We start from the raw sequence: 19,911 nt of genomic DNA on the forward strand, positions 1-19,911 counted from the left end.
TGTGCTCGTCGACCGGTCAGTCCGCTGCCGCGACAAGGGGTTCGAGAGTGAGGTCGGGGTGTTCCTTCTCGATGTACTGCAGGCGCCACTTGTCGCTGAAGAGCGCGAGAACGGCGCCGTCGGTGCGGGTGAAGACCTCGACGCCGCGTTGCCGATTCAGTTCGGGCGCGCTGTCGGCATCCGTGCGACGGGCGAGGGTGTAACCGAGCGGCTCGATGATGGTGTCGACGTTGTACTCGGCCTTCATCCGCGCGGTCACGACCTCGAACTGCATCGGTCCGACGGCGGCGAGCACCGGCGACGCATCACCGCGGGTGTCGTTGCGCAGGACCTGGACCACGCCTTCGCTCTCGAGCTGGTCCATGCCCTTGCGGAACTGCTTGTACTTGTCTGCGGTGGTGGCACGCAGGGTCGAGAAGTGTTCGGGCGCAAAGGACGGGATCGGCGGGAACTGCACCTTGGGGCCGTCGTAGAGAGTGTCGCCGGGAGCGAGCGCGGTCGCGTTCACCAGCCCGACCACGTCACCGGGGTAGGCGGTGTCGACCGTCGAGCGGTCGCGGCCGAAGACGGCCTGGGCATACTTGGTGGCGAACGGCTTTCCGGTCTGCGCATGGGTCACGACCATGCCGCGTTCGAACTCGCCGGACACGATACGCATGTACGCCAGGCGATCCCGGTGGCTGGAGTCCATCCCGGCCTGCACCTTGAAGACCACCGCGCTGAACGGGTCGGTCACCGGCCGTGGATTGCCCTCGACGTCGGCCCGCGGCCCGGGCGGGGGAGCGAGCTCCACGAGGACCTCGAGGAGTTGCCGCACACCGAAGTTCAGCATCGCGGACGCGAAGATCATCGGCGAGGTCTGCCCGGCGAGGAACAATTCCTGATCGTGGTCCTGGCCCATCTCGGTGAGCAGTTCGCTCTCCTCGAGTGCCGAGGTCCACTCGTCGCCCTCGCGAGCCAGCGCGTCGTCGGCGGACATGATCTCCTCGGGCGCGATCTTCGCGCCGCCCGCGGTACGGGTGAAGTGCACGTACTCGCCGGTGCGCCGGTCGAGGAGACCACGGAAGTCGCCGGCGATGCCGACCGGGAAGAACAGCGGGGTCGGGGTGAGGCCGATGCGCTCGGTGATCTCGTCGATCAGTTCGAGGGGGCTCTGACCCGGCCGGTCCCACTTGTTGATCACCGTGATGACCGGGATGCCCCGGTGGCGGCACACCTGAAAGAGTTTGAGGGTCTGCGGCTCGAGTCCCTTGGCGGCGTCGATGAGCATCACCGCGGCGTCGACCGCGGTCAGCACGCGGTAGGTGTCCTCGGAGAAGTCGGCGTGACCCGGGGTGTCGACGAGGTTGATGACGCTCGGGATCTCGGGGTCGGCCTGGGCTGCGGCCGAGTAGTTGAACTGCAGCGCCGTCGAACTGACGGAGATGCCGCGCGCCTTCTCCATCTCCATCCAGTCGGAGACGGTCGACTTACGTCCGGCCTTGCCGTGGACGGCGCCGGCCTCGCTGATCATCCGCGCGTGCAGCGCCAACGCCTCGGTCATCGTCGACTTGCCGGCATCGGGGTGGGAGATGATGGCGAAGGTACGACGACGCGTCACTTCGCGACTGATCACCTCGGAACTCACGAGGTTCCAGGCTACCGGGCGTGCAGGGGGCGGCCAAACTCGCTCGCGGCGGAGTGCCGGGGCAGGTTGTGCCGGTATGCGGCACCTTGTGCCCCCGCCCAAAAACTGGGAACCCGTCACCGTTGCTGTGCGTCTGATGGTCGTGCAGCTTCCACCGGGCCTTCGGCGCCGCGTTCTCGCCCGTGACGGGGTACTGACCATGGCGGATGCGCTCGAATTCGGCCTCACGCGGTCCGCGGTCCGGCGTCGAGTCGATTGCGGAGACTGGATGCCGCACACGCGCGGGGTGTATTTGCTCGCCGATCATCCGACGACGCCGGCCACCCGTGCGCGACTGGCAGTCGCGAGCGTGGGCCGCGGTGCGGCGCTGTCCGGATCGGGAGCGGCGTGGTGGCACGGGCTCCTCGACGAGCCGCCGAAGAAGTTCACGGTCACCGCACCGCGATCGCGGCATGGCTCTCCGGTCGAGGGCGTTCGGGTCCGGCGCCGCTGCCTCGCGGACGCGGAGGTGGTGACCCGCAAGGACTTGCTCGTGACAGCCTTGCCGCTGTCCGTGCTGGAAGCCGCACTCGAGCGCGACAGTGGAGTCCTCGACAACGCGCTGCTCGTTCGCAAGGTCTCGCTGCGCCAGCTGCGCGTCGCCGCTGATCGTCGACGTGGCAAGGAGGATGGACCCGCGATCGCGGCCCTCGTCGACGGCGTCGAATCCGGCGCGCGCTCGGTGGCGGAGCGGCTGGCTGTCGACGTGTTGAGCGCCGGAGGTGTGAGCGGTTGGTCGTGCGGTCACCCGGCCGGCGGGTACTTCATCGACCTCGCGTTCCCGGATCGGCTGTTGGCGGTGGAGATCGACGGGATGGCGTTCCACCGCGACGCGGAGACGTTCCAGCGAGACCGCCGACGCCGAAACGACCTCATCGCTTTGGGTTGGACCGTCCTCAACTTCACGTGGAGTGATCTGCGGGAGCGGCCCGACGACGTCGTGGCGCGTGTCCGCCAGGCGCTCGGCTTGCAGCACGACCGGCCGGCATGACAAATCCGGGGGCATCATGAGCCGCTGAGCGGATCAGATTGCCCCCGGACTCGATACGGCGCCCTACTCGAACGGAACCGGCGGCATGGTGACGACCTGCGCGGCGTAGGAGAGTCCGGCGCCGAAGCCGAGGAGTAGTGCGGTCTGGCCAGGCTGTGCCTTGCCGGTGGACAGCAGGTCTTCCATGGCGAGCGGGATCGAGGCGGCGCTGGTGTTGCCGGTGTACTCGATGTCCTTGGCGACGACCGCGTCGTCGCGGAGTTTGAGGTTTTTGGCGAGGAGTTCGTTGATACGGGCGTTCGCCTGGTGCGGCACGAAGACGTCGAGGTCCTCGGAACCGAGCTTCGCGGCCTCGAGGGCGCGGTGGGCGACCTTGCCCATCTCGAAGGCGGCCCAGCGGAACACCGCGGTGCCCTCCATGCGCAGGTAGGGGCGCTGGGTGCGGTCGCTGTCGAGGAAGGTGACCCAGTCGAAGTCCTGGCGGATCGCGTTGAACTGGGAGCCGTCCGAGCCCCAGATCACCGGGCCGAGCTGTTGCTGTTCGGTGGGTCCGACGACGACCGCGCCGGCCCCGTCGCCGAAGATGAAACAGTTGGTGCGGTCGGTCATGTCCATGGTCACCGAGAGTTGCTCGGCGCCGATGACCAGCACGTGGGTGGCGCTGCCGCCGCGGATCATGTCGGACGCGAGTGCCATGCCGTAGCCGAAGCCGGCGCAGCCGACGGTGACGTCGAAGGCGGGCACGCCGTTGCAGCCGAGTTCGGTCGCGACCTTGGTGGCGCCGGCCGGGGTCAGCAGCAGGTGGGTGTTGGTGGCGAGGATGACGGCGTCGATGTCCGAGCCCTGGAGCAGCGCATTGGCGATCGCCTTGCGGCCGGCGTTGACCGACATCTCCATGACGCTCTCGTCGCGACGCGCGAACCGGCGCGTCTTGATTCCCGTACGGGTGTAGATCCACTCGTCGGAGGAGTCGATGTGCTGGCAGATCTCCTCGTTGGTGACGACGCGTTCGGGGCGGTACGCGCCGATGCCGAGCATGCCGATGTTGTTGATGCCAGTGGTGTCTGCGATGACCGCCATGGTGAACCCTTCCCAAAACGTGCCCGGCGAATATGTGACCCGACATACGACGGTACTCACACCGCCTCTTACTGGGAAGTAGCGGGACCCCGCCCGCAATCGTTACGGAGTCGCGAAACGCGGACCGAAGTCGTCCTCGATGAGGGGAATGCTGGTCCGCAGGTCGGTCGACCACCGCCGGGGCGTCGGAAAGCGGCCCGCGGTCACGACGATCAGCACACGATGACGTGCGCGCAGCGCCGAACGCACGAGTCAGTACACCATTCGACGACATCGAGAAGGGGAGTCCGCATGATCCACGCACGCGGGTTGGTCCAGGTGTTCAGCACCGGGAAGGGAAAGAAGAAGCGCGAGGTGAGGGCCGTCGACGGCGTCGACCTCGACATCGCCGAGGGGGAGGTGGTCGGGTTCCTCGGGCCCAACGGCGCGGGCAAGACCACCACGCTGCGCATGCTGACGACCCTCCTGCGGCCGACGGCGGGAACCGCGACCGTCAACGGTTACGACGTCGTGGCCGACCCGGTCTCGGTCCGCCGCAGCATCGGTTACGTCTCGCAGGCCGGCGGCACCTTCAGCCAGGCGCAGGCGGGCGACGAGATCGTCGATCACGGCATGCTCTACGGGCTGTCCCGGGCCGAGGCGACCCGCCGCGGCCACGCCCTGTTCTCCCAGCTCCAACTCGACGGCCTGTGGGAACGCCAGCCCAAGAACATGTCCGGCGGGCAGAAACGCCGACTCGACATCGTGATGGGATTGGTCCACGAACCGTCCCTGGTCTTTCTCGACGAGCCGACCACCGGCCTCGACCCGCAGGCGAGGGCCAATCTCTGGGACCACATCCGGCGGTTGCGCACCGAACGCGGCGCGACGGTCTTCTTGACGACGCACTACCTCGACGAGGCCGACGAACTGTCCGATCGGATCATCATCATCGACAACGGCCGGATCGTCGCCGCGGACACCGCCGACAACCTCAAGGCGCAGGTGTCCGGCGACCTGGTGGCACTCGAGGTCGCCGACTCCGCGGCCGTGTCCACCGCCGCGGAGAAACTGGCCTCGGTCACCGGTGGCCGCGCGGACGGCCGGATCGAGATCGACGGCCGGCACGTCCGGAGCCGGGTGCCGCGGGCGGGCCGGGCCGTCCCCGGACTGCTGCGTGACCTCGACGCCGCGGGCATCACCCTCGACTCCATCGAGGTCATCCGCCCGACCCTCGACGACGTCTTCCTCACCCTCACCGGTCGGTCGCTGCGTGACGCCGAGACCGAGCGGGGCAACGAGATCCATTCGGAAACAACCGATTCGACGAACGCCGACGCCCAGTCGGCCGAACTCAACCAGCAGGGAGCCAGCCGATGACCACGTTCCTCCGCGAGAGCACCATCGTGTTCCGTCGACAGATCCGCATGAACCTGCGCAACCCGGCCTGGGTCCTCATCGGGGTGATGCAACCGGTCCTCTACCTCGTCCTCTTCGGGCCGCTGCTGAAGCCGCTCGTCGCGCAGTTCCCGGGCGGCGCCGACAATCCGTACACGTTCCTGGTCCCCGGTCTGCTCGTGCAGCTCGGTCTGTTCGGCGCGTTGTTCGCCGGATTCAGCCTGATCGGGGAATGGCGCGAGGGTGTGATCGAGGCCGAACGGGTGACCCCGGCCAGCCGCACCGCCCTGCTCACCGGTCGACTCATGCGCGACATGCTGCAACTTCTCGTGCAGGCGCTGATCCTGGTGGTGCTGGGCTATCTGATGGGCATGCGGGGTTCGGTGATCGGCGTGATCCTCGGCATCATCATCACGATGCTGATCGGTGGCGCGTGCGCCGCGGCGTCGAACGCCCTGGCGCTGACCACGAAGAGTGAAGATGTGATGGCGCCGCTCATCAACATGGTCATGATGCCGGTCCTGTTGCTGTCGGGCATCCTGCTCCCGATGACCCTCGGGCCGTCGTGGCTTCAGAGCCTCAGCGACTTCATGCCGTTCCGGTGGATCGTCGACGCGGTGCGCGACACCTTCTCCGGCGACCTCGCCAGTGCTCAGGTCCTCTGGGGCGTCCTCGCGTCGCTCATCCTGGCCGGACTCGGAACCCTGTGGGGCACTTCGGTGTTCCGCAAGGAGAATGCCTGAGGCGCGAGCCCGCCCCCTGCTCCCTGAGGAGCGAGCTTGCGAGCGTCACGAAGGGTCCTGGTGAGATTCGTCGCCAAGCCCTTCGTGGCTCGTCGCTAACGCTCCTCGCACCTCAGGGAGCAATGGCTATGTCGTTCCTTCGGATTAAGGGGGCGGGGGTCAGTCGAAACTGGTGATCGCCGGGGCCGGGGGAAGGCTGACGACCGCGCCCGCGTAGCTCAGGCCGGCGCCGAAGCCGAGGAGCAGCGCGGTCTGTCCGCCCCTCGCCTTGCCGGTGGCGAGCATCTCCTCCATGGCGAGCGGGATGGAGGCCGCCGAGGTGTTCCCGGTGTTCTCGATGTCGTTCGCCATCGGCAGGTCGTCGGGGAAGCCGAGGTTCTTCTTCATCAGGTCGTTGATGCGGGCGTTGGCCTGGTGGGGCACGAAGACCTCGATGTCCTCCACGCCGACGCCCGAGGTCTCCAGCACGGTGGCGAGGGCCCGGGGCAGGGTGACGGCCGCCCAGCGAAACACCTTGGGTCCCGCCATCGTCACCACCATGCGACCGACCGGGTCGGTCTCGGGGTCTTTGTCCTGGTAGGCCTGTGCGCGGTCCATGTATTCGGGGATGTCCCAGTTCTGCCCGATCGCCTCGGCGTTCTCGCCGTCGCTGCCCCAGACGGTCGGGGAGATGCCGTTCTCCTCGCTCGGACCGACGACGACCGCACCGGCGCCGTCGCCGAAGATGAATGCGGTGTTGCGGTCGGTGGGGTCCATGACCACCGACATGGTCTCGACACCGACGAGCAGGACATACTCAGCGCTGCCGGCACGGACGGTGTCGGCAGCGACCCCGAGGCCGTAGCCGAAGCCGCCGCACCCGGCGGCGACGTCGTAGGCGGGGATGCCGTTGAGCCCGATGTCGGAGGCGACGATCGGGCCACCGTGCGGGATCTTGGTCTTCCAACTGTTGGTGGCGAGGATCAGCGCACCGATCTTCTCCTTCGCCACCCCGGAGTTCGCGATGGCCCGCTCGGCGGCCGCGGCGGCCATCGAACGCGCCGACTCGTCGCCGCTGATCCATCGGCGGTTGCGGATACCGCTCCGCTCGAAGATCCACTCGTCGGACGAATCGAGGACCTGGCAGACCTCGTCGTTGCTGACCAGGCGTCGCGGACGGTAGGCGCCGATGCCGAGCATCGAGACGTTCTGGTGTCCGGTCTTCACCGAGAGGTTGACCACTGTTGCCGATCCCTTCATTGCCCGCCGCAGCGATTCTACGGCCGCGCGGCCGCCGAATTCGGTGTCCTCACCAGGCGTGCACGGTGTTCTGCGCGGACTCCAGATCCTGTCCGAGCAATAGTTCGACGGCGTCGCAACCGTTGGCGATGAGGAGTTCGACCTCGCTGCGAGCCGAGGACGGAAACGGTTTCAACACGAAATCGGCGGGATCCTGCCGGCCGGGTGGCCGGCCGATGCCGATGCGCACGCGCAAATAGTCGCGCGTACCGAGTACCTGACTGAGCGACCGCAGCCCGTTGTGGCCGCCCTCGCCGCCGCCCCGTTTGAGACGGACGGCGCCGAAGTCGATGTCGAGTTCGTCGTGGACGACGATCAGGTCGTCAGTCGTGACCGAGTAGAACTTGGCGAGCGGGCCGATCTGACGGCCGGACTCGTTCATGTAGGTGCGGGGTTTGGCCACGAGTACCGACTGGCCGCCGAGGCGTACCTCGGCGACCTCGGCACCGGACTTCTTGTGCACCTTCCAGCGCTCGCCGGCCGAGGCGACGAGGCCGTCGGCGACCATCGCGCCGACGTTGTGCCTCGTCTTCTCGTACTTGGACCCTGGGTTGCCGAGTCCGACAATGAGTTTCACCACTTACGCAGTTTCACCACCCGAACCGGGCAGTCGGTGGTCGGATTACTCCGACTCCGCAGCGGCTTCCTCGGTCGCCTCGCCCTCGGCGTCGCCCTCGGCTGCGGCGTCTGCCGAGCCGTCGGCGTCGGACTCGGTGGCGGCGAGCTGCGCCTCGGTGACCGACACGATGAGGGTCTCGGGATCGGCGGTGAGGGTCACACCCTCGGGCAGGTCCAGATCAGAGGCGTGCACGGACAGGCCGATCTCGGCGCCCTCCACGCTGACGACGATCTGCTCGGGGATCGACAGGGCGTCGGCCTCGACCTCGACGACGCTGGCGTCCTGGACGACGAGGGTGCCCGGGGCGGCGTCGCCCTCGACGATGATCGCGATCTCGACGGTGACCTTCTCGCCACGACGGACGATCAGCAGATCGGCGTGCTCGATGTAGTTGCGGATCGGGTGGACGTCGACCTGCTTGGTGAGCGCGAGCTGGCTGGAGCCCTCGATGTCGAGGTCGATGACGGCGTTGAGGCCGCTGTTACGCAGGATGGCGGCGAACTCACGGGCCGGGAGGTGCAGGTGCTGGGGGTCGGTGCCGTGGCCGTACAGCACGGCGGGGACCTTGCCCTCGCGACGCGCGCGGCGGGCTGCGCCCTTGCCCTTCTCGGTACGGGTGCTGACGGACAGCTTGCTGGTCTGGGTGGCCATGACGGTCTCCTCGCGATCGGTGGGTACGTTCTGTCGGCGTCGCGACGAGCAACACCGGGCACGAGTTCCGACCGCGGGCGTTCCATTCGCCCGGAGGGCGTGAGGAAGACCTGCGATGGCCGCGCCGATCACGGTGACTGGGTCACCCTCGCCGAGACAACGGCGATCAGAGTAGTCGATGACCTGCCGGGATGTCACATCGCCCGCTCGGTTCGCCGCGCTGGGGGATACTGGTCTGCCATGACCTCACAGACGCCGATCGAGATCGTGACGACCCTGCTGGACGAGTTCGCGCGGGGCGACGTGCCCGCCGCGCTGGAGACCATCGACGACGACATCGCCTACACGAACGTCTCGCTGCCGACGATCCGCGGGAAGCGGAAGGTGGCCGGTGTCCTGGGCGGGGTGGCGCGCAAGGAGTCGGTGGGCTTCAACTACCGGATGATCAACGTGTCCGCCGACGACACCGGCGTGGTGCTGACCGAGCGCGTCGACGAACTCCGGTTCGGGCGGCTGCATCTCCAGTTCTGGGTCTGCGGCCGGTTCGAGGTACGGGAGGGCCGGATCACGGTGTGGCGCGACTACTTCGACTACTTCGACATGACCAAGGCGCTCGCGCGGGGCGTCGCGGCACTGGCCGTGCCGTCGGTGCAGCGGCCGCTGCCCGCGCCGGCCGTGTCGGCCTGACCTGGGCGCTGCCGCGCCCCGGAGTCAGAGGATCTCGTCGAGCTTCTCGATGGGCCGGGGGATGCGAGTGCCCTTGTCGGTCACCACGATCGGACGTTCGACGAGGATCGGGTGCTCGACCATGGCGTCGAGGATCTGCTCGTCGGTGGCCGATGCGAGATCGAGCTCCTTGTAGAGGGCCTCGCGTTTGCGGACGGCCTGCGCAGGTGTGATCCCGGCGTCGGCGAACAGTTCGACGAGTTGTTCGCGGCTGTACGGCTCGTCGAGATACTTCACGACTGTCGGCTCGATCCCGGCGTCGCGCAGGGCCTGCAACGCCTTCCGCGAGGTCGAGCACTTCGGGTTGTGATAGATCGTCGCGTCCACGGGTGACACGGTACTCGGTGGGGCGCCGCTTGTTGGCTGAGGTGCGGGGAGCCGCAGCTTGCTCCCTGAGGAGCGCTAATCCCTCTGCTCCCTAATCCGAAAGAAGCGACCCCCATTGCTCCCTGAGGAGCGCCAATTCCTCTGCTCCCTGAGGTGCGAGGAGCGCAAGCGACGAGCCTCGAAGGGCTGGCGACGTCATCTCGCCAGGACCCTTCGTGACGGCCTCCGCAAGCTCCGGCCTCCTCAGGGAGCGGGGGAGGCTCGCTTCGCTCGCACCTCAGCCTGAATCTTTCACGGGTGGGTAGGGTTTCGCCGATCGGTTGTCGGTGTCGCCTTTTGATGGTTGGTGCTGGTGTGTGGGCAGGGTGGATCGCCAGCGTTGGGTTCGCTGGTTGTTCGGGTTCTGAGGTGGGGTGGGCGGCGGTGACGGGGCGCGGTGACCGAGGGGCTGGTTAGGCGGTGAGGCGTTGCCAGCCGTGGCGTATGTGGTGGTTGTAGGGCCAGTCGGTGGGTAGTCGCAGGGTGGTGGTGCGGGCGTGGGTGATGATCTTGCCGCCGACGGTGAACAGGCGGTGGCGCAAGCGTTTGGGTTCCCAGCGGCGGATGGGGTCGTGGCGGTGGTAGCCGAGGGTTTGAGTCCAGGCAATGAGGTCGGAGGCCAGGGCGACGATATCGAGCCACAGTTGGTTTTTGGCGAATGAGTCGAACGGTAGGTTGGCCATGCCGGTGTCTTTGAGGCAGCGGATACGGTCTTCGGCGCGGGCACGTTGACGGTGACGCAGTTCCAGGATCGGCAGTGTCCAGCCGCGGCCGCGGGTGTTGGTGGCGAACACGGTGTAGCGGCGGCCCTCGATGTCGGTGATGAGGTGTTGGGCTCCGTTGTGGGGATATTCGCGGCGCGCGATCAGCCGCATCCCGGGTGGCCAGGGCTCGTAGGCGGTTTCGGTGTCACGGACCGAGCGCGGCATGTGGTCGGTGATCTCGGCGACCTGGGCATCAGCTCGTGGATCGGCGTCGTCGGTGTTGATCGCGGTCACCCAGGCGGCCTCAGGCAGCACGTCCAATGCGTCTTTGACCAGTTCGGAGATGGTGAACCCGACCGAGTACTGCAGGCGTTGCTCGGCCAGGTGGGCCAGGAACTTTTTGGCACACCCGGCCGAATCGGTACGTATGAGCACCTGGGCGCGTTCAGCGGCGGGCAGCTGGGCCAACGCCGCCTCGAGGGCCGCGATGTGCATGTCCGCACCTTTGGGTGAGGCACCTCCACGCCGCAGGTCCAGGTTCAGTGTTTCCCCGGTGCCGAAGGCGCCGTGGTCGACGAACGAACACATCGGGGAATGCCCGAACACCCGCTTATACGTTTTCTGGGCCTGTTCTTTGGCCGAGCCGGCGGTCACGGTCGTGGCATCGAGATCAACGATCACCAGCCCGCCATCGATGCTGCCCGCAGTGCCCTCCAACGGGCGGGCAATGCCCCACACCCGCTCCCGCGCCGCGGCGCGAGCCGCGCTGATCGCGGTACTGACCGCCTCGACATCGGTAGCCAGCCTGCTGATCACCCGCGAAATCGTCGGATCAGAGGCCACCTGCCCGTACAACTGTGGCTGAGCCCGGACTGTGGCCACATCGGCCACACAGTCACCACCGGTCGCCAAGGTGAGCGCCAGATCCAGCACGATCTTGGCCGGATCATGGACCGTCGCCGCGGTCCGCCACGGCGCCATCGCCGCGGTCAGCTCGGCTCCCAGGCCCGAGACCTGCACGGTTTTCGTCAGCAACACCCCGCCCGAGGTCGTCAGCACCGACTCAGTGCGCGTAGGGTCCACCATCAACTCGGGATACACGTTATTCTTCACCTGCGAGGTGCCTTTCTTCTTGTGACTATTTGTTTGTGGTGAATCAATAATCACAAGGCAGACAGGCACTTTCGCGTATCACACGCCGAACACCAGCAACATCAGTGAAATATCCAGGCTCAGGGAGCGGGGGGTCAGGCGATGCCGTCGAAAAGACTTGTGACGGAACCGTTCTCGAAGACCTCGCGGATCGTCTGGGCGAGCAGCGGTGCGATCGAGAGGACGGTGAGGTTCTCGAAGCGCTTCTCGGCCGGGATCGGCAGGGTGTCGGTGGCGATGACCTCCTTGGCGCCGCAGGACGCGAGACGCTCGGCCGCGGGGTCGGAGAACACGCCGTGGGTGGTGGCGATGATGACGTCGCCCGCGCCGGCGTCCTTGAGGACCCGCACGGCGCCGGCGATGGTGCCGCCGGTGTCGATCATGTCGTCGATGAGGATGCAGGTGCGTCCCTCGACCTCGCCCACCACGCGATTGGACTTGACCTGGTTGGGCACGAGCGGGTCACGCGTCTTGTGGATGAACGCCAGCGGCGCGCCACCGAGGGTGTCGGCCCACTTCTCGGCGACGCGCACGCGACCGGAGTCGGGGGAGACGACGGCGATGTTGTCGGTGCCGTACTTGCCCCGGATGTACTCGGCGAGCTGTCCCTGAGCGTGCATGTGGTCGACCGGGCCGTCGAAGAAGCCCTGGATCTGGTCGGTGTGCAGGTCGACGGTGATGATCCGGTCGGCGCCCGCGGTCTTGAGCAGATCGGCGATGAGGCGGGCGGAGATCGGCTCACGCCCACGGTGCTTCTTGTCCTGGCGGGCGTAGGGGTAGAACGGCAGGATCACGCTGATGCGCTTCGCCGAGCCGCGCTTGAGGGCGTCGATCATGATGAGCGCCTCCATGACCCACTGGTTCAGCGGGTACGGGCAGCTCTGCAGGACGAAGGCGTCCGAACCGCGGACCGAGTCCTCGAAACGAACGAACAGTTCGCCGTTGGCGAAGTCGCGGGCGGTCTGCGGGGTGACCTTGATGCCCAGTTCATCGGCGACTGCTTCGGCGAGTTCGGGATGGGCACGACCAGAGAACAGCATCAGGTTCTTCTGGTTGTCAGTGGTCCAGGTCATGAAAACTCTTCTGTTCGTGTCGTTTCGGATCTGCAGGGTCGAGCGCGGGCGGGGTGTCAGGCCGTCCCAGGGTTCTTGTCGCGTGCCTCGAGGGCCGCGCGCGCCGCCGCGGTGTCGGGCCGCTTGCGCACGACCCAGTCCTCGATGACGCGTTGTTCGCCTGCCGAGACCGCGAGGGCTCCCGGCGGTACATCTTGCCGCACCACGGTTCCGGCGCCGGTGTATGCCCCGTCGCCGACGCTGACCGGCGCGACGAACATGTTGTCCGAGCCGGTGCGGCAGTGGTCGCCGATCACGGTGCGGTGCTTGGCAACCCCGTCGTAGTTGACGAAGACGCTCGACGCGCCGATGTTGGAGTGCTCGCCGATGGTGGCGTCGCCGACGTAGGTGAGGTGCGGGATCTTGGACCCGGCACCGATGGTCGCGTTCTTGGTCTCGACGAAGGTGCCGATCTTGCCCGCGTCCCCGAGGGCCGTGCCCGGTCGCAGGTAGGCGAAGGGCCCGACGGTGGCCTCGGCGCCGATGACCGCGTCACTGCCGTGCGTGCGGATCACCTGCGCGCCGGGTCCGACGGTGACGTCGGTCAGAGTGGTGTCAGGTCCGATCACGGCGTCGGCGGCGATGTGCGTGCGCCCGTGCAGCTGTGTGCCGGGCGCGATGTGCGCGTCGGGCTCGATGGTGACGTCGGTGTCGATCCAGGTGGTGGCGGGGTCGACGACGGTCACCCCGTCGAGCTGATGACGACGGATGATGCGGCGGTTCAGTTCGGCGCCCAGGGCGGCGAGCTGGGCACGGTCGTTGCAGCCGGCCACGAGCACCGGATCGGCGACGGTGTGTCCGCGGACGGCCCGTCCCTCGCCGCGGGCGATCTCGACGATGTCGGTGAGGTAGTACTCGCCCTGCACGTTGTCCGTCGACAGCTTCGACAACCCGTCGCGCAGCGCAGCGGCGTCGAAGGCGTACACGCCCGCGTTGACCTCGGTGATCGCGCGCTGCTCCGGGGACGCGTCCTTGTGTTCGACGATCGCGGTGACGGCGTCCCCGTCGCGGATGATGCGTCCGTATCCGGTCGGGTCGTCGGCGACGAAGCTCGTCAGCGTGACCGCGGCCCCGCCGTCGGCGAGATGGGTGTCGATGAGCGCGCGGAGGGTGTCGGCGTCGAGGAGGGGGACGTCGGCAGCGGTGACGACGACGGTGCCGTCGAACTCGTCGGGGAGTCCGCCGAGTCCCACCCGAGCGGCGTCACCGGTCCCGCGGGGCGCGTCCTGTTCGGCGATCCCGATCTCGACGCCGAGGCCTGCCCCGATCTCGCCGATGGCAGCCGAGACCCGTTCGCGTTCGTGGCTGACGACGGCGATGAGATGCTCGGGGTCGATGCCCGCGGTCCCGTGGAGCGCGTGGCCGACGAGCGAGCGGCCGCCGATGGTGTGCAGGATCTTCGGGGTCTTGGACTTCATGCGGGTACCGGCACCCGCGGCCAGGACGATCACGGCCACGGACGGCGACGTTCCCGTCATCGAATGCCCACCCTCTTCCTGATCGGTGACTGCCACGATCATGTCTGTCCGACGGCGCCGGCGGGGGTCGCTGACCGGGTTCGCGGTCGCACGTCGGGTGCGATCCTACGCATCGGTACCCGATGGCAGAAATGCAGCGCGCTGTTTGTGGCGAAACCTCGCGACCGGGCCTGATAGAACACATAGGGACCGCAACGCCGAGGGATCAATCGGTAGATCATTGCCGTTGTCGCTGACGGAACAGGGTGGGTGCGGGGGAACCAACCATGTGCGCCGGAGTTGTCCGGCTCGCGAAACGACCACACGGAGGTAGTGAATGAGCACGCAGAAGACGGCGATCGTCACCGGGGCCGCACGGGGGATCGGTGCGGCGGTGGCCAAGCGCCTGGCCGACGACGGGCTCGCGGTGGCCGTCCTGGACCTCGACGCCGACGCCTGCGCCGACACCGTCAAGGCCATCACCGACGCCGGTGGCAAGGCCGTCGCGGTGGGTGCCGACGTCGCCGACGAGGCGTCGGTGAACGCGGCCGTGGACAAGGTCGTCGCCGAACTCGGAAAGCCGACTGTCGTCGTGAACAACGCCGGCATCACCCGCGACAACCTGCTGTTCAAGATGACCGTCGATGACTGGGACGCCGTCATGGCCGTGCACCTGCGGGGCGCGTTCAACGTCACCAAGGCCGTACAGAAGTACATGGTCGAGGCGGAGTGGGGACGCATCGTCAACCTGTCGAGCACCTCGGCACTCGGCAACCGGGGACAGGTCAACTACTCGGCGGCCAAGGCCGGCATGCAGGGCTTCACCAAGACCCTCGCCATCGAACTGGGCCGGTTCGGCGTGACCGCGAACGCCATCGCGCCCGGGTTCATCGAGACCGAGATGACCGCCGCCACCGCCGAGCGCGTCGGCGTGCCCTTCGAGGACTTCAAGCGCGCCGCCGCCGGCCAGATCCCGGTCAACCGCGTCGGCGTGCCCGAGGACATCGCCCACACCGCGTCGTTCTTCATCAGCGAAGGTGCCGGCTTCGTGTCGGGGCAGGTCGTCTACGTGGCCGGCGGCCCCAAGGACTGATCACTCCCAGACGTCGACTCGACTCCCAGACCTCGATCGAAGTCTGTGAGTCGAGTTGACGTCGAGTGGTCACCTGGCGTGAGTGCCCGCGGGCTGTGGCACAATCGTCAGCGCAGTGATCCGCCATGGTGTAATCGGCAACACTCCTGATTTTGGTTCAGGCATTCTAGGTTCGAGTCCTGGTGGCGGAGCTCATGAGTCGCGGCGCAGCCGCGGCCTCCGGAGAGTCTCACGACGAGCAGCCCGGTCCCAGGCGAGGCTCAACCCCCCGGGCGCGCCAGTCCCAGATTGTTCCGCAGCGTCGATCCCTCGTAGTCGGTGCGATACACGCCCAGCTCCTGCAGCACCGGCACCACCTCGTCGACGAACCGGTCGAGCCCGCCGGGCACGATGTGGGGCACCAGGATGAAACCGTCGGCGACGTCGGCCTGCACGAAATCGTTGATCGTGTGCGCGATCGTCTGCGGCGAGCCGACGAACGACTGGCGGCCGGTGACCTCGATGATGAGTTCACGCGTCGTCAGGTTCTTCGCCTCGGCCAGGTCGCGCCATTCGCGCGCCACGGCGACCGGGTCACGGTGCATGCGCACGCTCGCGCGTCCCTTCGCGACCGTGTTCTCGCCCGGGATCGGATCCACCTGCGGCAGCGGACCGTCGGGGTCGTGGTCGGACAGATCCCGATTCCACAGCTGTTCCAGGAACTTGATCGCCGTCTGCCCGCTGACCTGTTGCAGGCGCACCTCGTGGGCGAGTTCGGCTGCCTGCGCGTCGGTGTCGCCGACGACGAAGGTGGCGGCGGGCAGCACGAGGAGTTGGTCGGGGCGTCGGCCGTACGTGGCGAGTCGTCGTTTGACGTCGGTGTAGAACGCCCGGCCGGCGTCGTAGGTGGCGTGCCGGGAGAAGATGGCGTCGGCGGTCGCGGCCGCGAACTCCCGACCCTCGTCGGAGTCCCCGGCCTGGAAGATGACCGGCCGCCCCTGTGGCGGACGAGGGGTCGGGAAGTGCCCGCGGATGTCGAACTGTGAACTGGTGAACTCGAATTCACCCGCCTCGAGGCGGGCCAGGAACCGGCCGCTCTCGGCATCGGCGACGACGTCATCGTCGCGCCATGAGTCCCAGAGAGACGCTGCGGCGGCGAGGAATTCCTTGGCGCGCGCGTACCGCTGGTCCTCGGGCAGATAACCGCCACGACGAAAGTTCTCGCCGGTGAACTCGTCCCACGAGGTCACCACGTTCCAGGCCGCGCGTCCGGCGGACAGATGATCGAGGGTGGCGAATTGCCGTGCGACGTCGACGGGTTCGTTGAAGGTCGAGTTGATGGTGCCGGTAAGGCCGAGGTGGGTGGTGACCGCGGCCAACGCGGACAGCACGGTGAAGGTGTCCGGTCGACCGACCACGTCGAGGTCGTAGATCAGCCCGTTCTGCTCGCGGAGCCGCAGTCCTTCGGCGAGGAAGAAGAAGTCGAACTTCCCGCGCTCGGCGGTCTGCGCGAGGTGGACGAACGAGTCGAACTCGATCTGGCTGCCCGACGCCGGGTCGCTCCACACCGTGGTGTTGTTGACCCCGGGGAAGTGGGCGGCGAGATGGACCTGTTTGGTCATGCGACACCGGCCTTTCCAGTGGTGAAACGATTGGACGGGCGCGCCAGGCCGAGGTGCCCGCGCAGCGTCGAATGGCTGTACTCAGCGCGGAACAGGTTGCGGCGCCGGAGTTCCGGTACGAGCTCTCGGGTGATCGCGCGCAGGTCCTCGGGCAAGGCGGCCGGGTGCAGTCGTATTCCGCTGATCCCTGCCACCGCGGCCCAGCGCTCGATCTCGTCCGCGAGCCCGACCGGGGTGCCGGCGAAGAGCGCACTGTCGGGCGTGAACGGTCCACCGGCCCAGTCGTCGAGCTGCGCCCGACGCTCGTCGGCCTCCGCCTCCGATGCGGCGAGCACGACGAACAGGTCGACGAACAGGAGTGCTGGATCGGTGCTCTCACGACCGGCGTCGGAGTGTGCGCTGCCCACGGCGTCCACCGCGCGCACGGCGTCGTCGACGTCGCGCGGGCTGATGAACCCGAGGTCGGCGCCCCGACCGATCAGCCGCAGATCGGTGGGGTGGGCGCCGGTCGCGGCGATGACCGGCCGGCCCTGCGGCGGGCGCGGCGTGATGGCGGGGCCGCGCACCGAGAAATGATCCCCGGCGAAGTCGATGTAGTGCAGCTTGTCCCGGTCGACGAAGCGACCGGTTGCGACGTCGCGGATCTCGGCGTCGTCCTCCCACGAATCCCAGAGCAGACCGAGCACGGTCGCGAAGTCGAGGGCCTCGGACGCGAGATCGGCGAGCACCGCCGGATCGTCGGGAAATCGTCGTCGGCCGAACAGCGCGGCCTCGTCCGGGTCCGCGGTCGTACGCAGCAGGACCCCGGCGCGACCCTGACTCACATAGTCGAGGGTCGCGATCGCCTTGGAGACGTGGAACGGCTCGGTGTGGGTGGCGGTCGCCGTCGGGATCAGCCCGATCGAACGGGTCGTGGGAGCGAGACGGGAGGCGAGCAGTACCGAGTCGAGTCCTCCCGTCGCCCGGTCGGTGCGGGAGTGCCCGCGATGCAGGGCGAAGGTGTCCGCGAGGGTGACGAAGTCGAGGAGCCCGGCTTCGGCCTCGCCGACCAGTTGCTGCCAGTGCGCCGCTGCCGTGAGCGCGTTTGCCCGGGCCCCGGGCGCACGCCACGCACCCGGATGCGACCCGCAACCGTCCAGCGCCACGGCGACGCGTACGTGTTCGGTCATCGAGTCTCCCCTCGAGTCGTGTCGTCGATGTGTGTCTCCGTCTCGAACAGTGGCGGCATGACACGGGATTCCAGGGCCCGGTCATCGGATCGGCGTGGGCCTAACCCTTCCGATGTCCCGCCGATGCCGCTTCGGTGATCAGGATGAGGTGTGTTCGGCACAGGACTCGAGACGGTCGGGGAGCGGTATGACGGGACATGAACCCATACCGCTGTCGGTGCTCGACCTCGCGCCGGTCACCGAGGGAAGTGACGCGGCGACGGCGGTGCGCCGCAGCGTTGCCTTGGCCCGGCACGCCGAACGTCTGGGATATCACCGCTTCTGGCTCGCCGAGCATCACTTCGTGGCAGTGGCCAGCTCGTCGACGACCACGCTCATCGGACTCATCGCCGGCGCGACCGAGTCCATCCGCGTGGGATCGGCGGCGGTCCAGAGCGGCCTGCACACCCCGGTGTCGATCGTGGAGGCCTTCGGGACCATCGACGCGCTCCACCCTGGCCGACTGGACCTGGGTCTCGGTCGTTCCGCGCAGCGTCGCACCGAGTTGGCGACCGCCGACCGGAAATCCGCACCCCGCGAGCCCGCACCCCGGCAGCCCGACGAGGTCGTCGACGGCCTGCTCATACCGTCGCCGTTCCCCGTCGAGTCGATCCTGAACGCACCGCGGGTCGTCGCCGCGTTCGACGCCTCGCAGTTCGACGGTGCGTCGCCGCCGGACTTCGACGACGCCGTCGGTGATGTCCTGGCGCTCCTGGCGGGCGGGTTCAGTCACCGCGACGTCGAACTGACCGCGGTGCCGGGGCAGGGCGCCGACGTGGCGGTCTGGATCTTCGGGAGCAGCAAGGGGCAGAGTGCCCAGACCGCAGGTGCGCGCGGGTTGCCGTTCGTCGCCAATTATCACGTCAGCCCGAGCACGGTCCTGGAGGCCGTCGAGGCGTACCGAAGTGCGTTCCGGCCGTCGCCGGTCCTGGCCGAGCCGTATGTGGTCGTCTCCGCGGATGTCGTTGTCGCCGCGGATGAATCGACCGCACGGCACCGTGCATCCACCTACGGACACTGGGTGTACGGCATCCGTAGCGGAGCCGGCGCGCAACCGTACCCGGACCCTGACACGTCGCGTCCGCTCGACGATGACGCGCTCCCGCTGGTCGACGATCGCGTGCGCACCCAGTTCGTCGGCGACCCCGACACCGTGGTGGACGGGCTGCGCACCCTCGTGCGGGTGACCGGCGCCGACGAACTGCTCGTCACCAGCGTCACCCACGACTTCGACCACCGGCTGGCGTCGCATGAGTTGCTGGCGGCCGCATGGGGATTGCGAGGGAAGTGAGATGACCGGCTACGCGGCAGAGGGTTTCGGACGACGCGCCGGTGTGCGGTCGTCGTTGAGGGTGTTGTTCACCGGCATCCGGCGTCGCGTCGACGTGGATTTACTCGCCGTGTGTGCGGCGCTGCATCCGGAGGCACCGCCCCTGGGTCTCCCGTTGGAGTCAGCAAGAACGGTCGGCCGCGGAAAGGTCTCATAACCGGGTCCCGGTGGCACCATGAGGTTCTCCGGTGACGACGGTCGTCGCCGACGAGCAGCCAACGAGGACGTCCACCATGTACGAGACCCCGGATGAACTACAAGAACTGCAGACCCTTCTCGACGCGTCTCTGTCCCGATCCACAGATCATCTGCGGTCCATCATCAGCAGCGAGAACACGGTCGACGCACCGCAATTGGTTGACATCCTGACCGGCATGCGTGTTCTCGCGCTCTCGACCGTGACCGCGGCGGGCGAGCCGAGGATCAGCGCCGTCGACGGGCATTTCCTCCACGGGAAGTGGATCTTCGGCACGGCGCGCACAGCTGCGAAGGCTCGGCACCTCGCCGCCCGTCCGGCCGCCAGCGCGGCTCACATCCAGGGCGAGGAACTCGGGGTGTTCACGCACGGGACGGTCGAGATCCTCAACCCGCTCGACGGCGACCGCGCCGATGACTGGCCCGAGTTGGTGGCCCACTTCAAGAAGATCTACGGCGATGATGCGTTCGACTGGGACGTCGAGGTCATCTACTTTCGCCTGCACCCGCATTGGATGACGGTCTACGCACCGAGCCAGTCTCATTGACTGTGAGTCGACGG

The 19,911-nt window shown here is 67.7% G+C and carries 20 protein-coding genes and 1 tRNA gene; 9 read left to right on the forward strand and 12 right to left on the reverse strand.

Features of this window, described 5'->3' with window-relative positions:
- Positions 1 to 16: 16 nt before the first annotated feature.
- Positions 17 to 1,627 (reverse strand): peptide chain release factor 3, encoded by a 1,611-nt coding sequence (locus QAD21_RS07225; RefSeq protein ID WP_058250853.1) that lies wholly within the window; start codon positions 1,625 to 1,627, stop codon positions 17 to 19.
- Positions 1,628 to 1,769: 142 nt separating this feature from the next.
- On the opposite strand from QAD21_RS07225, the gene QAD21_RS07230 reads away from it, so the two are divergent.
- Positions 1,770 to 2,657: a DUF559 domain-containing protein gene (locus tag QAD21_RS07230; RefSeq protein ID WP_165630880.1), complete on the forward strand. Its 888-nt coding sequence runs from the start codon at positions 1,770 to 1,772 to the stop codon at positions 2,655 to 2,657.
- Positions 2,658 to 2,720: 63 nt separating this feature from the next.
- Here QAD21_RS07230 and QAD21_RS07235 read toward each other — a convergent pair whose 3' ends face one another.
- Together QAD21_RS07235 and QAD21_RS07240 are read right to left on the reverse strand one after the other, a co-directional pair.
- A complete protein-coding gene (locus QAD21_RS07235; RefSeq protein WP_004022635.1) occupies positions 2,721 to 3,737 on the reverse strand; it encodes a beta-ketoacyl-ACP synthase III in 1,017 nt (338 codons plus the stop codon).
- A gap of 102 nt (positions 3,738 to 3,839) precedes the next feature.
- The gene (locus tag QAD21_RS07240; protein ID WP_165630292.1) at positions 3,840 to 3,986 is read right to left on the reverse strand and encodes a hypothetical protein; all 147 of its coding nucleotides are present in this window, start codon (positions 3,984 to 3,986) and stop codon (positions 3,840 to 3,842) included.
- Positions 3,987 to 4,028: 42 nt separating this feature from the next.
- On the opposite strand from QAD21_RS07240, the gene QAD21_RS07245 reads away from it, so the two are divergent.
- Together QAD21_RS07245 and QAD21_RS07250 are read left to right on the forward strand one after the other, a co-directional pair.
- The gene (locus QAD21_RS07245; protein WP_065630906.1) at positions 4,029 to 5,096 is read left to right on the forward strand and encodes an ATP-binding cassette domain-containing protein; all 1,068 of its coding nucleotides are present in this window, start codon (positions 4,029 to 4,031) and stop codon (positions 5,094 to 5,096) included.
- The gene (locus QAD21_RS07250; RefSeq protein ID WP_058250851.1) at positions 5,093 to 5,857 is read left to right on the forward strand and encodes an ABC transporter permease; all 765 of its coding nucleotides are present in this window, start codon (positions 5,093 to 5,095) and stop codon (positions 5,855 to 5,857) included. Before QAD21_RS07245 ends, QAD21_RS07250 begins: the two co-directional genes overlap by 4 nt.
- Positions 5,858 to 6,016: 159 nt before the next feature.
- Here the strand turns inward: QAD21_RS07250 and QAD21_RS07255 are convergent, their stop codons facing one another.
- From QAD21_RS07255 to QAD21_RS07265, 3 genes are read right to left on the reverse strand one after another with little or no spacing between them, the layout of a single operon-like run.
- Positions 6,017 to 7,096, reverse strand: coding sequence for a beta-ketoacyl-ACP synthase 3 (locus tag QAD21_RS07255; RefSeq protein WP_165630291.1), 1,080 nt, complete (start codon positions 7,094 to 7,096; stop codon positions 6,017 to 6,019).
- Positions 7,097 to 7,145: 49 nt separating this feature from the next.
- Positions 7,146 to 7,712 carry an aminoacyl-tRNA hydrolase gene (gene pth / locus QAD21_RS07260; protein WP_065630937.1) on the reverse strand — a complete coding sequence of 189 codons (567 nt, stop codon included), beginning with the start codon at positions 7,710 to 7,712 and terminating at the stop codon, positions 7,146 to 7,148.
- A gap of 45 nt (positions 7,713 to 7,757) precedes the next feature.
- A complete protein-coding gene (locus tag QAD21_RS07265; RefSeq protein WP_065630909.1) occupies positions 7,758 to 8,405 on the reverse strand; it encodes a 50S ribosomal protein L25/general stress protein Ctc in 648 nt (215 codons plus the stop codon).
- A gap of 240 nt (positions 8,406 to 8,645) precedes the next feature.
- Between QAD21_RS07265 and QAD21_RS07270 the strand changes: the two genes are divergently transcribed.
- On the forward strand, positions 8,646 to 9,092 hold the full coding sequence (locus QAD21_RS07270; RefSeq protein ID WP_065630910.1) for a limonene-1,2-epoxide hydrolase family protein: 447 nt from the start codon (positions 8,646 to 8,648) through the stop codon (positions 9,090 to 9,092).
- 24 nt (positions 9,093 to 9,116) lie between these two features.
- Here QAD21_RS07270 and arsC read toward each other — a convergent pair whose 3' ends face one another.
- The 4 genes from arsC to glmU all read right to left on the reverse strand — a co-directional run bounded on the left by arsC (position 9,117) and on the right by glmU (position 13,943).
- Entirely contained in the window at positions 9,117 to 9,458 is a 342-nt protein-coding gene (arsC, locus tag QAD21_RS07275; protein WP_065630911.1) for an arsenate reductase (glutaredoxin), read from the reverse strand.
- 452 nt (positions 9,459 to 9,910) lie between these two features.
- Complete coding sequence (locus QAD21_RS07280; RefSeq protein WP_275892326.1) at positions 9,911 to 11,287, reverse strand: IS1380 family transposase; 1,377 nt, start codon at positions 11,285 to 11,287, stop codon at positions 9,911 to 9,913.
- A gap of 161 nt (positions 11,288 to 11,448) precedes the next feature.
- The gene (locus QAD21_RS07285) at positions 11,449 to 12,426 is read right to left on the reverse strand and encodes a ribose-phosphate diphosphokinase (RefSeq protein ID WP_004022643.1); all 978 of its coding nucleotides are present in this window, start codon (positions 12,424 to 12,426) and stop codon (positions 11,449 to 11,451) included.
- A 56-nt stretch (positions 12,427 to 12,482) separates the two neighbouring features.
- Positions 12,483 to 13,943, reverse strand: coding sequence for a bifunctional UDP-N-acetylglucosamine diphosphorylase/glucosamine-1-phosphate N-acetyltransferase GlmU (gene glmU / locus QAD21_RS07290; RefSeq protein ID WP_165630879.1), 1,461 nt, complete (start codon positions 13,941 to 13,943; stop codon positions 12,483 to 12,485).
- A 316-nt stretch (positions 13,944 to 14,259) separates the two neighbouring features.
- Between glmU and fabG the strand changes: the two genes are divergently transcribed.
- A complete protein-coding gene (gene fabG / locus QAD21_RS07295; RefSeq protein ID WP_086535129.1) occupies positions 14,260 to 15,015 on the forward strand; it encodes a 3-oxoacyl-ACP reductase FabG in 756 nt (251 codons plus the stop codon).
- Positions 15,016 to 15,134: 119 nt separating this feature from the next.
- Positions 15,135 to 15,206, forward strand: a tRNA-Gln gene (locus QAD21_RS07300).
- A gap of 69 nt (positions 15,207 to 15,275) precedes the next feature.
- Here the strand turns inward: QAD21_RS07300 and QAD21_RS07305 are convergent.
- Together QAD21_RS07305 and QAD21_RS07310 are read right to left on the reverse strand one after the other, a co-directional pair.
- Complete coding sequence (locus tag QAD21_RS07305) at positions 15,276 to 16,616, reverse strand: NtaA/DmoA family FMN-dependent monooxygenase (RefSeq protein WP_165630290.1); 1,341 nt, start codon at positions 16,614 to 16,616, stop codon at positions 15,276 to 15,278.
- Complete coding sequence (locus QAD21_RS07310) at positions 16,613 to 17,785, reverse strand: LLM class flavin-dependent oxidoreductase (RefSeq protein ID WP_165630289.1); 1,173 nt, start codon at positions 17,783 to 17,785, stop codon at positions 16,613 to 16,615. Before QAD21_RS07310 ends, QAD21_RS07305 begins: the two co-directional genes overlap by 4 nt.
- A gap of 187 nt (positions 17,786 to 17,972) precedes the next feature.
- On the opposite strand from QAD21_RS07310, the gene QAD21_RS07315 reads away from it, so the two are divergent.
- The 3 genes from QAD21_RS07315 (at position 17,973) to QAD21_RS07325 (ending at position 19,897) form a co-directional block, all read left to right on the forward strand.
- Positions 17,973 to 19,115 carry an LLM class flavin-dependent oxidoreductase gene (locus tag QAD21_RS07315; RefSeq protein ID WP_165630288.1) on the forward strand — a complete coding sequence of 381 codons (1,143 nt, stop codon included), beginning with the start codon at positions 17,973 to 17,975 and terminating at the stop codon, positions 19,113 to 19,115.
- Between the two features lies 1 nt (position 19,116).
- Positions 19,117 to 19,311 carry a hypothetical protein gene (locus tag QAD21_RS07320; protein ID WP_137808838.1) on the forward strand — a complete coding sequence of 65 codons (195 nt, stop codon included), beginning with the start codon at positions 19,117 to 19,119 and terminating at the stop codon, positions 19,309 to 19,311.
- 76 nt (positions 19,312 to 19,387) lie between these two features.
- The gene (locus QAD21_RS07325) at positions 19,388 to 19,897 is read left to right on the forward strand and encodes a pyridoxamine 5'-phosphate oxidase family protein (RefSeq protein WP_165630878.1); all 510 of its coding nucleotides are present in this window, start codon (positions 19,388 to 19,390) and stop codon (positions 19,895 to 19,897) included.
- Positions 19,898 to 19,911 lie beyond the last annotated feature (14 nt).

It is taken from the genome of Gordonia sp. SMJS1, from assembly GCF_029866425.1.
GTDB lineage: Bacteria > Actinomycetota > Actinomycetes > Mycobacteriales > Mycobacteriaceae > Gordonia > Gordonia hongkongensis.